A 15719-nucleotide genomic window follows, 5' to 3' on the forward strand; every position below is an offset into this window, starting at 1 on the left:
GTGATGCAGGATATAAAAAGCCGCTATTGATTAGCGGCTTTGTTGATTGAATAGATTACTTGTTTGGGTAATCGCGTTTTACGGGGCCGGTGTACAATTGACGTGGGCGACCGATTTTGTTCGGGCTACTGTGGAATTCGCTCCAATGGGAAATCCAGCCGATAGTACGTGAGAGCGCGAAGATAACGGTGAACATATTGGTTGGGATGCCTACCGCTTTGAGGATGATACCGGAATAGAAATCAACGTTTGGATAGAGTTTACGATCCACAAAGTATTGATCTTCCAATGCAATCTGTTCAAGGCGTTTAGCGATTTTAAGCAATGGGTCGTTTTCGATACCCAGTTCAGCTAAGACTTCATCGCAGGTTTGCTTCATCACTTTAGCGCGTGGGTCAAAGTTACGATAAACGCGGTGACCGAAGCCCATTAGGCGGAAAGAGTCTTCAGGGTCTTTGGCGCGCTGAATGAATTCTTCGATATTGGATTCATCGCCAATTTCACTCAGCATGGTCAGAACGGCTTCGTTAGCGCCGCCGTGAGCGGGACCCCAAAGGGCCGCGATACCTGATGCGATACAAGCGAATGGGTTGGCGCCAGAAGAGCCTGCTAAGCGTACTGTAGACGTTGAGGCGTTTTGTTCATGGTCGGCATGTAACAGGAATATTTTATCCATCGCTTTTGCAAGGATTGGATTGGTTACATAGTCAGAACATGGGTTGCCAAACATCATCTGCAAGAAGTTGTCGGCATAATCCAGATCATTACGTGGGTACTGGAATGGCTGACCGATGCTGTATTTGTAGCACATGGCCGCAATGGTTGGCATTTTGGCGATCAGGCGGTAAGCGCAGACTTCTCGATGATGTGCGTCATCGATATCCAATGAATCGTGATAGAAAGCAGATAGCGCGCCAACGACGCCGACCATAATTGCCATTGGGTGAGCGTCACGGCGGAAACCGTTGAAAAAGTGGAGCATCTGCTCGTGAACCATGGTGTGGTTCTTGACGGTATCAACGAAGGTTTGCTTTTGCTCGGGAGTCGGTAGTTCTCCATTCAGCAGTAGGTAACATACTTCGAGGTAATCAGAGTTTTCTGCCAGTTGCTCAATCGGGTAGCCACCGTGCAATAGAACGCCTTGTCCGCCATCGATATAGGTAATAGCGGAATCACAAGCCGCAGTAGAAACAAAGCCTGGATCGTAAGTGAATAGGCCTTTACCAGTCAGGGCGCGTACATCGATAACATCAGGTCCCATTGTGCCGGTATAGACCGGTAATTCGAAAACCTCGTCGATGCCGTCGACTGTTAAGCGTGCTTTTTTGTCAGCCATTATAGGCTCCTATCATTTCTGTTTAATCTGAATGACTTTATAAATTGTAGTAGGGTGTTTTGTCGCCACAGCAGGGCTTGCAGTTAATCCTGTGGGCGCACGGCCCTAAATTATCAGTCACAGTCTAAAGGGTTTAGCTCGTAACAGGACCCTGACACTATAGTGAGTTGAATGCGTTTGTCAATTTAATTACGGCTGCTTTTATTGCATTGCAGCAAGGCGTTAAGCCTTGATCTTAATGTCTTATCAGGAAAATTAAATTAGCTGAATAATCATTTGGTTGTAGGTTGTTTTGGTAGCCTTTGTTGGCAGAAAAACACTAGACAATAGGTGTAGATTGGGGGGTGATTAATTGTATTGCGGCAATTTGCTGGTATACTCCGTATCCAGCTTACATAACTCATTTCGGGATGAGATGTAAGCGCTGGACCGAGGTACTTATCTTTGTCTTTGTACACTACCTTTAACAACCTGGCCCTGCAATTGGGCTTAACATAAGTGTGAACAAGAGCCGTGAACGATAAAAGACCCGTAAACTTAGATCTACGAACTATTAAACAGCCACTTCCGGCTATCACTTCCATACTGCACCGTGCGACGGGGTTGGCGTTATTTTTCGGCGCCTTCTTTATGTTGTATGTGCTAGGAATGTCTCTTGAGTCTGAGCAAGGTTTCAATGAAGCTGCTGAGATGTTGACGGAGAGTTTTTTTGCGAAGTTGATTGCATGGGGATTGGTTTCAGCGTTGCTGTATCACTTCTTTGCCGGTATCAAACATCTGGTTATGGATTTTGGTTATTGGGAAGAGTTAGACAGTGCGGGAATTGCTGCTAAGGCAACTTTGGCAATCTCTGCTGTTTCTATTCTGCTAGCAGGAGTATGGATATGGTAACTTCAATTACAAGTTTTGGCCGCAGTGGACTCTACGACTGGATGTTTCAGCGTGTTACAGCGGTTGTGTTGCTTGCATTCACAGTCTTTATGATGGGCTATATGTTGTTTAATCCGAATTTGGATTATCAGCAGTGGAGTCAATTATTCGGATGTTCACCAATGCGTATCTTTACGCTGTTGGCAATTCTATCGATGGCGGCTCACGCTTGGATCGGTATGTGGTCGATTTCGACTGACTATATTAAGCCAACGGGTTTTCGCTTCTTGTTCCAGTCCGCATGTGGACTTTTGATGTTTGTATACGTCGCTTGGGGCATTCAGATTCTGTGGGGAGTGTAAGATGAGCAGCAAGTTACGTACGCTGACTTTTGATGGTATTGTCATTGGTGGTGGTGGCGCTGGTATGCGTGCCGCCCTGCAATTAGCCCAAGGTGGCCTCAATACCGCATGTATTACTAAAGTATTTCCAACCCGTTCACATACCGTATCGGCGCAGGGTGGTATTACCTGTGCGATTGCGAGTGTTGATCCAAATGATGATTGGCGCTGGCACATGTACGATACCGTTAAAGGATCCGACTATATCGGTGACCAAGACGCTATCGAGTATATGTGTTCTGTTGGCCCTCAGGCGGTATTTGAACTGGACCATATGGGTCTGCCGTTCTCCCGTACTGAAGAGGGGCGTATTTATCAGCGCCCATTTGGTGGGCAGTCTAAGAACTTCGGTGAGGGTGGTCAGGCTGCCCGAACTTGTGCTGCGGCTGACCGTACCGGTCACGCATTATTGCACACGCTGTATCAAGCCAATATTAAAGCCGGCACAACCTTCATGAATGAATGGTATGCGGTTGACCTGGTGAAAAATAAAGACGGTGCCGTTGTTGGTGCTATCGCTATTTGTATCGAAACCGGTGAAACGGTTTACGTTAAGGCGAAAGCGACTGTATTGGCGACCGGTGGTGCTGGACGTATCTTCCAGTCGACAACCAATGCTTTAATCAATACCGGTGACGGTATGGGTATGTCTCTGCGTGCAGGTGTGCCAGCACAAGATATGGAAATGTGGCAGTTCCACCCAACCGGTATTGCCGGTGCGGGCGTATTGGTCACAGAAGGTTGTCGTGGTGAAGGTGGTTATCTCGTCAATAAAGACGGCGAGCGCTTTATGGAGCGTTATGCGCCTAACGCGAAAGACCTTGCTGGTCGTGACGTTGTTGCCCGCTCTATGGTGCTTGAGATTCTGGCAGGCCGTGGTTGTGGTGAGAATGGCGATCATGTATTCCTGAAGTTGGATCATTTGGGTGAGGAAGTCTTGCAATCTCGTTTGCCGGGTATCTGTGAGCTATCTAAGACTTTTGCGCATGCTGATCCGGTGAAAGAACCGGTGCCAGTTGTGCCAACGTGTCACTATCAGATGGGTGGCGTAGCTACCAATGTTGGTGGTCAAGCGATCGGTCGCGATGCGGAAGGTAACGATCAGATTATTGATGGTCTGTTCGCCTGTGGTGAAGTGGCTTGCGTATCAGTACACGGTGCAAACCGCTTAGGTGGTAACTCTCTGCTTGACTTGGTTGTATTCGGTCGTGCTGCGGGTATTCAGATTGAGAAGCAGATGGCTGAAGGCTATGCTGTTGATGATGCAACTGAAGCGGATATTGAACAAGCGATGGCGCGTCTGAATCGTTTGAATAATTCGACCGGTGGTGAGCGTGTTTCTGAGGTTCGTGCGGATCTTCAGAAAACCATGCAGTTGTACTTCGGTGTATTCCGTGAAGGCGAAAGCATGGAGAAAGGACTTGAGATGTTGAAGGAGCTCCGCAAGCGTGTGGAAAACCTACATCTTGAAGATAAGTCTAAGTCTTTCAATACTGCACGCATCGAAGCGCTTGAGTTGGAAAACCTGATGGAAGTTGCAGAAGCAACGGCTATCGCAGCACTCACACGGACGGAAAGTCGCGGTGCTCATGCCCGTAATGATTACACTGAACGTGATGATGTTAACTGGTTGTGCCACTCAATGTTTGATCCGAAGACCAAAGAGATCACTAAGCGTGATGTTAACTTTGCTCCGAAGACGGTTGATGCATTCCCACCAAAAGTTCGAACTTACTAAGGGGTTGTTACGATGCTGGTAAGTGTATATCGCTATAATCCTGAAATCGATGATGCGCCTTACATGCAGGATATCCATATTGATATCCCGGGTGGTAAAGACATCATGGTTTTGGATCTATTACAGCTGTTGAAAGATAAAGATCCAACATTAGGATATCGTCGTTCATGCCGTGAAGGTGTGTGTGGCTCTGATGGTATGAACATGAACGGGCTGAATGGCCTGGCATGTATTACACCATTATCTGAAGTTGTTGAGAGTGATAAACTAGTATTACGTCCATTGCCCGGTCTGCCGGTCATTCGTGATCTAGTGGTTGATATGACTCAGTTTTATACGCAGTACGAAAAGATCAAGCCGTTCTTGATCAATGATACGCCGCCGCCGGCTATTGAGCGGTTGCAATCGCCAGAAGAGCGTGCTGAGTTAGATGGTTTGTATGAGTGTATTCTCTGTGCTTGCTGTTCGACTGCGTGCCCATCTTTCTGGTGGAATCCTGATAAGTTTATCGGCCCATCGGGTTTGCTTCAGGCATACCGGTTCTTGGCTGATAGTCGTGATACGGCGACTGCGGAGCGACTAACCGATCTGGATGATCCCTTTAGTGTGTTCCGTTGCCATGGCATCATGAACTGCGTCGCGGTTTGCCCTAAGGGGCTCAACCCGACTAAGGCCATTGGTAAGATCCGCAACATGTTGCTTGCACAGGCGACCTGATTGCAAATAAGGCGGCTCCCACTGGGAGCCGCTTTTTTTTGCGTGTGATGGGTACTAGTCAAAAGGCTTATATCTGTTTGTATGGAAACTTTTTAGAATTCCCTCTGCATTGATATAGGAACTAAGCATTAAAAAGCGTAGAATCACGTCCCGTATGCACTGTACCTCTAACAGGGCATAGACGTGAGATATAATAAACGGTAACTAAGCAGGGGACGGCCAGAACAGGCTAGTTGGGCAGGACGTGGTGCATCCTGTACTTCGATATACCCCCCTGAGCCAGGGTGATCAAGAATGCAAGAAGGCATAATGGAGCTGATGTGGAAGAATGCCCATCTATACGGTGGCAACCTATCTTACATTGAGCAGCTATATGAATCCTATCTGATGGACCCCAACGCGATTCCTCAGGAATGGCGTGAAGAATTTGACCGACTACCCAAAGTCGGCGACAACCTGACCCAGGATGTTCCACATTCTACGGTACAGGATCATTTCCTTTATTTGGCTAAGAATCAGCGACACGCTGCCCCTGCGGGTGGTAGTGGTGGCAGCTCTGAGCATGAGAAAAAGCAGATCCGTGTGTTACGGATGATTAATGCTTATCGCGTACGTGGACATCAGGCAGCGGATATCGATCCTCTGAATCTGAGTCAGCGTGAGCCGGTGCCGGATCTTGATCCGCGTTTTCATGAGTTGTCAGCAGCTGATTTCGATACCACTTTCCACACAGGTTCCCTGTTTTTTGGTAGTGAAGAAGCCACGCTGAAAGAGATCCTCGATGATCTTAAGAAAACCTACTGTACAACCGTAGGTGCTGAGTATATGCATATTGTCGATACTCAGGAAAAACGTTGGATTCAATCCCGCCTTGAGCCTGTGCGCTCGCATCCGGTTGTCGATGTCGACAGAAAGATGATGGTACTTGAACGTCTAACGGCGGCTGAAGGGCTGGAAAAATATCTGGGGTCTCGTTTTGCGGGAGCTAAGCGTTTTGGCCTTGAAGGCGGCGAGTCACTGATTGTTTCCCTGAATACATTGATTCAGCGTGCCGGTAAACAGGGTGCGCGCGAGGTCGTCATCGGTATGGCGCACCGTGGGCGTTTGAATACCCTGGTGAACATCTTCGGTAAGAATCCCGCTGAACTGTTTGGCGAGTTTGAAGGTAAGAAAACCCTAGAAACATCGGGTGATGTGAAATACCACCAAGGTTTCTCATCGAATGTGATGACGGGTGGTGGTGAAGTTCACTTGGCGATGGCGTTTAACCCCTCTCACCTAGAGATCTCTGCGCCGGTTGTCGAAGGCTCTGTACGTGCCCGTCAAGACCGCCGTGAAGATCCTGCCGGTACCACAGTGTTACCTGTCAACATTCATGGTGATCAGGCGTTTGCTGGTCAGGGTGTGGTCATGGAGACATTCCAGATGTCTCAGACTCGTGCTTACAAAACCGGTGGTACCATTCACCTAGTGGTGAACAATCAGGTTGGCTTCACTACCAATAAGCTAGAAGATTCACGCTCGTCTGAATACTGTACCGATATTGCAAAAATGGTTCAGGCGCCGATTTTCCATGTTAATGGTGATGACCCTGAAGCGGTACGTTTTGTTACTCAATTAGCGGTTGATTACCGTACTGAGTTTAAGAAAGACGTGGTTATTGATCTGGTCTGCTACCGTCGTCGTGGGCATAACGAAGCGGATGAGCCATCAGGCACGCAGCCATTGATGTATAAGCAGATTAAAGTCCAGAAGTCGACTCGCGAGCTGTATGCTCAGCAACTGATTTCTGAAGGCGTTATCTCTGCCGAGCAGTGTAAGCAGCTAGAACAGGATTACCGTAAAGATCTTGAAGAGGGCAAGCATGTTACCCATTCGTTGGTGCTAGAGCCTAATCAGGAGTTATTTGTCGACTGGGCGCCGTATCTTGGTCATCAATGGTCATTCGATTGCGATACGCGTGTCGATAACAAGCTGCTACAAGAATTGGGTAGTAAAATCTGTGAAGTGCCTGAAGGATTTCAGGTGCAGCGTCAGGTGCAAAAAATCTATGACGACCGTAAGCGTATGGCGGTTGGTGCGATGCAGCTCAACTGGGGTATGGCTGAGTCTTTAGCTTATGCGACTATCCTTGCTGAAGGTTTCCCTGTCCGTTTGACCGGTCAGGATGTTGGTCGTGGTACCTTCTCACACCGTCATGCAGTGTTACACGATCAGCGCAGTGGTGATGTGTATGAGCCGTTGAAGAATATTGCTGCGGATCAGCCTGCATTAACGTTGCATGACTCTTTCCTCTCTGAGGAAGCGGTATTGGCCTTTGAGTATGGTTACTCAACCACCATGCCGAATGCATTGGTTATCTGGGAAGCTCAGTTTGGTGACTTTGCCAACGGTGCACAGGTTGTTATCGATCAGTTTATTACCAGTGGTGAGCACAAGTGGGCGCGCTTATGCGGGCTAACCATGTTGTTACCGCATGGCTTTGAAGGGCAAGGGCCAGAGCACTCTTCAGCGCGTCTAGAGCGTTATCTGCAGTTGTGTGCTGAGCATAATATTCAGGTATGTGTGCCAACGACACCGGCGCAGATGTTCCATCTGTTACGGCGTCAGATTGTCCGTCCGTTGCGTAAGCCGTTAGTGGTGATGACGCCGAAGAGTTTGTTGCGTCATAAACAAGCGGTGTCCACCTTAGATGAGCTATCCGATGGGGCTTTCTATCCGGTTATCGGCGAGACTGATACGTTGGATCCTAAGAAGGTTAAGCGTCTAGTTTTGTGTAGTGGTAAGGTCTATTACGATCTATATAACCGCCGTGCAGAGTTAGAAAAAGATGATGTTGCTATTATTCGTATCGAGCAACTGTATCCGTTCCCTGAAGATCAAATGTTTGACGCGATCAAAGAATACACAAACCTTGAATCAGTTGTTTGGTGTCAGGAAGAACCGATGAATCAGGGGGCTTGGTACTGTTCGCAGCATCATATGCGTCACGCCCTAGCTCGTCATAATGACAAGATTCATATGGAAGGTGTGGGTCGTCCACATGCTGCCGCACCTGCTGTAGGTTACATTTCTGTACACCTTGAACAGCAGGAAAAACTGGTTAATGAAGCAATCAATGGCTAACAGGCCAGCATAAAAATGCCTGTTATGTAGCACTGAGAAAGGAAAAGACATGTCAATCGAAATCAAAACGCCGACCTTCCCTGAATCCGTAGCCGACGGTACCGTAGCGACTTGGCACAAACAGCCAGGTGAAGCTTGTGCTACCGATGAGCTGATCGTTGATATTGAAACGGATAAAGTTGTACTGGAAGTTGTTGCCCCGTCTGATGGTGTGATTAAAGAGATCATTAAAGGTGAAGGCGATACAGTCCTGAGCGAAGAAGTACTGGCTATTTTTGAAGCGGGCGCGGCGGCGTCTGCTGCGCCAGCGGCTTCTGCACCGGCTGAAGCCGCTGCACCTGCTGCATCAGGTTCGACTGATGCTGATAAAGTGGGTCCTGCTGCACGTAAGCTGATCGAAGAGAATGGCTTGGATGTTAATCAGATTCCAGGTACCGGTAAGAATGGCGGTATCACTAAGGAAGATGTCGTTAACTTCATGAAAAATAAACCGGCAGCGGCACCTGCAGCACCAGTTAAAGTCGATAATGCAGCGGCATTGAACATCGTTAGCGGTGAGCGCGTTGAGAAGCGTGTCCCTATGACGCGTCTGCGAGCCACCATTGCTAAACGTCTGGTTGATGCACAGCAGAATGCGGCCATGCTGACTACCTACAACGAAGTGAACATGAAGCCGATCATGGAACTGCGTAAGCAGTACAAAGATCTATTCGAGAAAACCCATAACGGTACTCGTTTAGGCTTTATGTCTTTCTTTGTAAAAGCAGCCACTGAAGCGCTTAAGCGTTTCCCTGCAGTGAACGCCTCTATCGACGGTAATGACATGGTTTATCATGGTTATCAGGATATCGGTGTTGCCGTATCGACTGAGCGTGGTCTGATGGTACCTGTTCTGCGTGATACTGATGCAATGACACTGGCCGATGTTGAATCAACGATTGCTGATTTCGGTAAGCGTGGTCGTGACGGTAAATTGGGTCTGGATGATATGCAGGGCGGTACCTTTACCATTACCAACGGTGGTGTGTTTGGCTCGCTGATGTCAACGCCTATCCTGAATCCACCACAAACCGCGATTATGGGTATGCATAAAATCCAAGAGCGTCCAATGGCGGTGAATGGGCAAGTTGAAATTCTGCCGATGATGTATCTAGCGTTGTCTTACGACCATCGTATGATTGATGGCAAGGAAGCGGTACAATTCCTCGTGACTATTAAAGACCTTCTGGAAGATCCAGCACGTATGTTGTTGGAAGTTTAATTCAGCCCATTAATAGAACGAATCGATAGGTAGGAAAGAGATGTCTGATAAATTTGACGTAATTGTAATTGGTGCCGGCCCTGGTGGTTATGTTGCGGCTATTCGTGCTGCACAATTGGGTCTCAAAACCGCGTGTGTTGAAAAATGGGTTGATGACAAAGGTGCGCCAGTGTTGGGCGGTACTTGTCTGAATGTGGGTTGTATCCCATCGAAAGCGTTACTTGAGTCTACTCATCAGTTTCATAAGACTCAGCATGCGGATGTTCACGGTATTCAAACCGGCGATATCAGCATGGATGTTAAGCAGATGGTTGCTCGCAAGGATAAGATTGTTAGCAACTTGACCATGGGTGTTGCCGGTCTGTTTAAGGCAAACGGTGTTACTCTGATTCAAGGTATGGGTAAGCTGTTGGCGAATAAGCAGGTTCAGGTGACTGCAGCTGATGGTTCGGCAACGGTATATGCCGCTGAGAATGTTATTCTCGCTTCTGGTTCTGTGCCGGTAGAAATTCCGCCAGCACCGCTGACTGAAGGTCTGATTCTGGATAACGAAGGCGCATTGAATATCGATGAAACACCGAAGCGTTTGGGTGTTATCGGTGCTGGTGTTATCGGTCTGGAAATGGGCTCTGTTTGGGCGCGTCTAGGGACTGAAGTTACCGTGTTGGAAGCGATGGACGAATTCTTGGGCGTCGCTGATAAAGACGTTGCTAAAGAAGCGGCTAAAATCTTTAAGAAGCAGAACTTGGATATCAAACTGGGCGCACGTTGCACCGGTACTGAGATCAATGGTCAGGAAGTTACGCTTAAATACACCGATGCTGAAGGCGATAAAGAGCTAGTCGTTGATAAGCTAATCGTTGCGGTTGGCCGTCGTCCACTGACTAAAGGTCTGCTAGCAGATGATTCCGGTGTTAAGCTGGACGAGCGTGGCTTTATCTTCGTTGATGGTCAGTGTCGTACTGAAGCGCCGGGTGTGTATGCGGTGGGTGACTCTGTTCGTGGCCCAATGTTGGCTCATAAAGCGTCTGAAGAAGGTATTATGGTGGCGGATATTATTGCCGGCCATCATGCGCAGATGAATTACGATGTTATTCCTAGCATCATCTATACGCATCCTGAGCTGGCTTGGGTGGGTAAGACTGAACAAGAGCTTAAAGCGGCGGGCGTTGCCATTAAAGTGGGTAAATTCCCATTTGCGGCGTCTGGTCGTGCGATGGCGGCTGATGATACTGATGGTTTCGTTAAGATGATTGCTGATGAAGCCACTGATCGTATTTTGGGTGTTCATATCGTCGGTGGTATGGCGTCTGAGTTGATTGCTCAAGCGGCGATTGCGCTGGAATTCGGTTCAACGGCTGAAGATCTGCAGTTGACCGTGTTTGCGCACCCAACAGTATCTGAAGTGATCCATGAAGCAGCTTTGGCTGTGGATGGTCATGCTATCCATATGGCTAATCGTAAAAAGCGATAATAGCTGTACAATTGATTTAAATTTCGGCCGGGGTTTCCCGGCCGATTGTTGTTTCAGATAAATGATCCTTTATCTGTAACAGTTGGGCTGCGAAGAGGGATATTCTCCTATTTTCGCAGGTTCCTAAAAAGTGTAAAAGACGACGGACTAGAGCATGAATCTTCATGAGTACCAGGGCAAACAATTGTTTGCCGAATATGGTCTGCCGGTTTCTAAAGGAATCGCGGTAGATACTCCGGAAGCTGCAGCAGCAGCGGCTGAAAAAATTGGCGGTGACAAATGGGTTGTTAAAACTCAAGTTCACGCGGGTGGCCGTGGTAAGGCAGGCGGCGTAAAGCTGGTTGACTCTCCTGCTGAAGCTCAAGCATTCGCCGCCAACTGGCTAGGCAAAAACCTAGTGACATATCAGACTGATGCTAACGGTCAGCCTGTTTCTAAAATTCTGGTTGAAGACTGTACTGATATTGCTAATGAGCTGTATCTGGGTGCGGTCGTTGACCGTTCTTCTCGTCGTATCGTCTTCATGGCCTCAACTGAAGGTGGTGTTGAGATCGAGAAGGTTGCGGAAGAAACGCCAGAGAAAATCCTTAAAGCTACTATTGATCCAGTCACCGGTGCACAGCCATATCAGGCGCGTGAGCTGGCATTTAAACTGGGCTTAGAAGGCGTTCAAGTTAAGCAGTTTACCCAGATTTTCCTGGGTCTAGCGAAGATGTTCAAAGAGAAAGATCTTGCGCTGCTTGAAATTAACCCGTTGGTTATTACAGACGAAGGCAATCTGCACTGCTTGGATGCAAAAGTAGCGATCGATGGTAACTCTGTTTACCGTCATAAAGATCTGCAAGCTATGCAAGATCCTTCGCAGGAAGATGAGCGTGAAGCGCGTGCAGCTGAGTGGGAACTCAACTATGTCGCATTGGATGGCAGCATCGGTTGCATGGTTAACGGTGCAGGCCTGGCGATGGGTACGATGGATATCGTTTCTCTACACGGCGGCTTCCCTGCAAACTTCTTGGATGTTGGTGGCGGCGCGACTAAAGAGCGTGTAACCGAAGCCTTCAAGATTATTCTTGAAGACTCTAAGGTTAAAGCCGTTCTGGTTAACATCTTCGGCGGTATCGTACGTTGCGATCTGATTGCAGAAGGTATTATCGGTGCAGTGAAAGAAGTAGGCGTAGAAGTACCTGTAGTTGTACGTCTGGAAGGTAACAATGCAGAACTTGGCTCTAAGCTACTGTCTGAGTCTGGTTTGGCTATCATCGCCGCGACCAGTCTGACTGATGCAGCTGAGCAAGCAGTTAAAGCAGCGGAGGGTAAATAACAATGTCCGTTCTGATTAATAAAGACACCAAAGTCATCTGTCAGGGTTTCACTGGTGGTCAGGGTACCTTCCACTCTGAACAAGCGATTGCTTACGGTACGCAAATGGTCGGTGGTGTTACACCGGGCAAAGGCGGTACTGAGCACCTAGGTCTGCCTGTATTCAATACTGTTGCTGAAGCGGTTGAAGTGACCGGTGCTGATGCATCTGTTATTTACGTACCGGCTGCCTTCTGTAAGGATTCTATCCTTGAAGCGGCTAACGGCGGTATCAAGTTGATCGTTTGTATCACTGAGCACATCCCTGTGATGGATATGCTGGAATGTAAAGTGGTCTGTGACAATCTGGGTGTTCGTCTGATCGGACCAAACTGTCCCGGTGTAATCACGCCAGGAGAGTGTAAGATTGGTATCATGCCAGGCCATATTCATCTGCCGGGTAAGGTCGGAATCGTGTCACGTTCCGGTACCTTGACGTATGAAGCGGTTAAGCAGACTACCGACGCTGGTTTCGGCCAGTCTACTTGTGTTGGTATTGGTGGTGACCCTATTCCAGGCTCTAACTTTATCGATATTCTGGAGCTGTTCCAGAATGATCCACAGACTGAAGCGATCGTTATGATCGGTGAGATCGGTGGTTCTGCTGAAGAAGAAGCGGCGGCTTACATCAAAGCTAACGTGACTAAGCCTGTTGTGTCTTACATCGCGGGTGTTACTGCGCCTGCTGGTAAGCGCATGGGTCATGCGGGCGCGATCATTTCAGGTGGTAAAGGTACTGCAGATGAGAAGTTTGCGGCACTGGAAGCGGCTGGCGTGAAAACCGTTCGTTCTTTGGCTCAGATCGCTGATGGTCTGCGTGAAGTGACGGGTTGGAAGTAATCGCACTGCGATGCTCGTATAGCGTTAGGTGAGATTATTACCTGTACGCTATGCGTTTAAGAAAAACCGCCGATGGGCGGTTTTTTTGTGCCTGCTGATTGCGTTTAATTCTAATCTGCGGGTATGCTGGTTGTCATTATTGTTAGGAGTTGTTATGAGCTTATTTACTTCGATTAAATCATTGTTTGCCCCTGCCGAGTCAGCGACCAAAGAGCCAGAAGCGTTGCCTTCTGTGGACTATCAAGGATTTACCATTAGCCCAGTGCCAATTCATGAAGACGGTGGCTATCGAATTAATGGCGTGATCAGTAAGGGTGAGCAGAGTCATCGGTTTATTCGAGCGGATATGTTGCCTTCCAGCGATAGCTGTGCAGCGGAGATGATTCGTAAGGCTAAGCAGATGATTGATCAGCAGGGTGATGGAATATTCTAAAGCGATGACACAAAAGCAACTGTTTGCTCGTTATGCACAAGATCTTAAGCCGGGTAGGCTTGAGTGGATCGGTTTGCGGCCAGCGCGTAAGCAGGCGATGCAGGTTGTTGATGCGGCGCAGGCGTTGGCCGGTTTAGGCCTTGAGGGCGATCATCGTTGCTGTAAAACCCCTGGATCAGCACGTCAGGTAACGTTGATTTCCAGTGAATTTATCGACTTGATCGAAATCTATACCGGTATCAAGCAGATAGATCCCAGCAGTTTGCGGCGTAATTTAGTCATCAGTGGTATTAATCTGAATGCGTTGCGGCATCAGCTCTTTAGTATTGGTGGGGCCGTGTTCGAGGCGACCGCGCTATGTCATCCCTGTGTACGGATGGATCAGGCCTTAGGGAAGGGTGGCGCTGCATCAATGCTTGGCTATGGTGGCTTGTGTGCGCGTATTTTGCGGTCTGGGCGGCTACAGCTTGGAGATCCGTTGATCCCGTTAGGGGTTGAAGCAGGTGCGCTAAGCTAAGTGGAGTGATAGCGGGGATTTAGCATCCGCCGTAACCCTCAGAACACCTTCGTACAAGAGACTCTCGTAGACGTTTACGACTGCTGTTCTGTGGTGAATAGATCACGGTGTCAGTTATCTAGCGGTGTTCTGTGTTTAGTTAGTCGAGTGGTGATAAAAAAGAGAGCCATGAGGCTCTCTTTTATCGTACTTTATAATCTTAACCGTTATCTGTCTTTGAGGCTTTAAAGTAAAGCCAAGCAAAACCGATTAAGCCTGAAATGAGTGAGGCAAACAGGATCCCGGTTTTAGCCATCAGTAGATCTGATGGGTATTGGGCAAAGCCTAACTCGGCGATGAATATCGACATGGTGAAGCCGATACCGCCCATGAATGCCGCCCCAATAATGTGATGGAAATTAAGGCCGGAGGGAAGTGCGCTGACGTTAAATCTAACGGCTAGCCAGGTAAAGCCGGCGATACCGATTAACTTACCAAATATCAGCCCAGCACCTATACCCACCGTGACCGGGTGTGAAATGATATTAGTAATCTCAGACCAGTTGATTGGCACGCCAGCATTGGCCAGCGCAAAAATTGGAATGATGAGATAAGCGGATGGCAGGTGCAGTTTGTGTTCAAGTACTTGTGCTGGTGCCTGTACTTTATAAACACCTTCGCCCAGCGCGCGCACACGGGATCTTAATGCATCATTGACAATAATGTTTTCATTTTGACCGAATACGCTTTTAATATGATCTGCGCTTTCGCGCACCAAGGCTAGGAAGCGCTTAGGATCATACTTCGGCTTCATCGGAATGGTAAACGCCAGTAACACGCCCGCTAGTGTTGCATGAACGCCACTTTTTAACATCGCGATCCAGAGGATAATGCCAATCACTGCGTAGGGTAGCAGGCGTCTGACACCCCCTAAGTTTAGGGATATTAAAGCCAGAACGAGGAAGGCGGCAGTGATTAGCGCTGACATATTGATGGTTTCAGTATAAAAAAGCGCAATGACGATCACGGCGCCTAAGTCATCGACGATAGCCAATGCCACCAGAAACATGAGTAGGTTTTGAGGTACTCGATTACCAAGTAGTGCTAGAGCGCCTAATGCAAAGGCGATATCGGTGGCCATGGGAATGCCCCAGCCGTGGAGGGTGTGACCTGTGGGATTGATAGCGGCATAAATCAGAGCCGGCATGATCATACCGCCAACGGCGGCAATGATGGGTAATGATGCTTGTTTAATGTTGGCGAGTTCTCCCACTAAGAGCTCACGTTTTAGTTCGAGTCCAACAACCAAGAAAAATAGAGCCATTAAGCCATCATTGATCCAATGATGTAGGGTTTTGGATAGCTGAAAATTATCGATACCGATGGTGAATTTTATTTGCAAAATATGATGATAGACATCATTTAGTTGTGTGTTGGCAATCGCCAGTGCGACAACTGCAAACAGCATCAAGAGAATACCGCTGGTTGTCTGACGATGGATAAACTCCTCTAGAGGGGTCAATACAGTCGCGAAAGCTTTTTCCCAGGGTGCAGTATACACTTCACCTACAACCTTACTTTTACGTCTCATTGATGACTCCTGAACTCTGTGAACTGTTATTGAATAGTGTTTGTATTATCAGCATAAGTAACATGTCGTTTCGTGGA

General features: G+C 48.1%; 13 protein-coding genes. 11 read left to right on the forward strand and 2 right to left on the reverse strand.

What is annotated here, in order from left to right; translation table 11 throughout:
• Positions 1 to 55: 55 nt before the first annotated feature.
• A complete protein-coding gene (gltA, locus tag Q4488_RS02520) occupies positions 56 to 1336 on the reverse strand; it encodes a citrate synthase (protein ID WP_303578878.1) in 1281 nt (426 codons plus the stop codon).
• A 513-nt stretch (positions 1337 to 1849) separates the two neighbouring features.
• Between gltA and sdhC the strand changes: the two genes are divergently transcribed.
• The 11 genes from sdhC to Q4488_RS02575 all read left to right on the forward strand — a co-directional run bounded on the left by sdhC (position 1850) and on the right by Q4488_RS02575 (position 14072).
• Positions 1850 to 2227: a succinate dehydrogenase, cytochrome b556 subunit gene (sdhC, locus tag Q4488_RS02525; RefSeq protein ID WP_303578879.1), complete on the forward strand. Its 378-nt coding sequence runs from the start codon at positions 1850 to 1852 to the stop codon at positions 2225 to 2227.
• A complete protein-coding gene (sdhD, locus tag Q4488_RS02530) occupies positions 2221 to 2568 on the forward strand; it encodes a succinate dehydrogenase, hydrophobic membrane anchor protein (protein ID WP_303578880.1) in 348 nt (115 codons plus the stop codon). The genes sdhC and sdhD overlap by 7 nt, the downstream gene beginning before the upstream one ends.
• Before the next feature lies 1 nt (position 2569).
• Positions 2570 to 4345, forward strand: coding sequence for a succinate dehydrogenase flavoprotein subunit (sdhA, locus tag Q4488_RS02535; protein ID WP_303578881.1), 1776 nt, complete (start codon positions 2570 to 2572; stop codon positions 4343 to 4345).
• A gap of 12 nt (positions 4346 to 4357) precedes the next feature.
• Positions 4358 to 5062, forward strand: a complete 705-nt coding sequence (locus Q4488_RS02540) for a succinate dehydrogenase iron-sulfur subunit (RefSeq protein WP_303578882.1) — start codon at positions 4358 to 4360, stop codon at positions 5060 to 5062.
• Positions 5063 to 5356: 294 nt separating this feature from the next.
• A complete protein-coding gene (locus Q4488_RS02545) occupies positions 5357 to 8188 on the forward strand; it encodes a 2-oxoglutarate dehydrogenase E1 component (RefSeq protein WP_303578883.1) in 2832 nt (943 codons plus the stop codon).
• A 49-nt stretch (positions 8189 to 8237) separates the two neighbouring features.
• Positions 8238 to 9449, forward strand: coding sequence for a 2-oxoglutarate dehydrogenase complex dihydrolipoyllysine-residue succinyltransferase (gene odhB, locus Q4488_RS02550; protein ID WP_303578884.1), 1212 nt, complete (start codon positions 8238 to 8240; stop codon positions 9447 to 9449).
• Positions 9450 to 9489: 40 nt separating this feature from the next.
• Positions 9490 to 10923 carry a dihydrolipoyl dehydrogenase gene (gene lpdA / locus Q4488_RS02555; RefSeq protein WP_303578885.1) on the forward strand — a complete coding sequence of 478 codons (1434 nt, stop codon included), beginning with the start codon at positions 9490 to 9492 and terminating at the stop codon, positions 10921 to 10923.
• A gap of 154 nt (positions 10924 to 11077) precedes the next feature.
• The gene (sucC, locus tag Q4488_RS02560; RefSeq protein WP_303578886.1) at positions 11078 to 12244 is read left to right on the forward strand and encodes an ADP-forming succinate--CoA ligase subunit beta; all 1167 of its coding nucleotides are present in this window, start codon (positions 11078 to 11080) and stop codon (positions 12242 to 12244) included.
• Positions 12245 to 12246: 2 nt separating this feature from the next.
• The gene (sucD, locus tag Q4488_RS02565; protein WP_303578887.1) at positions 12247 to 13122 is read left to right on the forward strand and encodes a succinate--CoA ligase subunit alpha; all 876 of its coding nucleotides are present in this window, start codon (positions 12247 to 12249) and stop codon (positions 13120 to 13122) included.
• Between the two features lie 154 nt (positions 13123 to 13276).
• A complete protein-coding gene (locus Q4488_RS02570) occupies positions 13277 to 13555 on the forward strand; it encodes an HlyU family transcriptional regulator (protein WP_303578888.1) in 279 nt (92 codons plus the stop codon).
• A complete protein-coding gene (locus tag Q4488_RS02575; protein ID WP_303578889.1) occupies positions 13542 to 14072 on the forward strand; it encodes an MOSC domain-containing protein in 531 nt (176 codons plus the stop codon). Before Q4488_RS02570 ends, Q4488_RS02575 begins: the two co-directional genes overlap by 14 nt.
• A gap of 199 nt (positions 14073 to 14271) precedes the next feature.
• Here the strand turns inward: Q4488_RS02575 and nhaA are convergent, their stop codons facing one another.
• On the reverse strand, positions 14272 to 15642 hold the full coding sequence (gene nhaA, locus Q4488_RS02580; RefSeq protein ID WP_303578890.1) for a Na+/H+ antiporter NhaA: 1371 nt from the start codon (positions 15640 to 15642) through the stop codon (positions 14272 to 14274).
• Positions 15643 to 15719 lie beyond the last annotated feature (77 nt).

The sequence above is a fragment of the Amphritea sp. 1_MG-2023 genome (assembly GCF_030547545.1).
In the GTDB taxonomy this organism is placed as follows: Bacteria; Pseudomonadota; Gammaproteobacteria; order Pseudomonadales; family Balneatricaceae; genus Amphritea.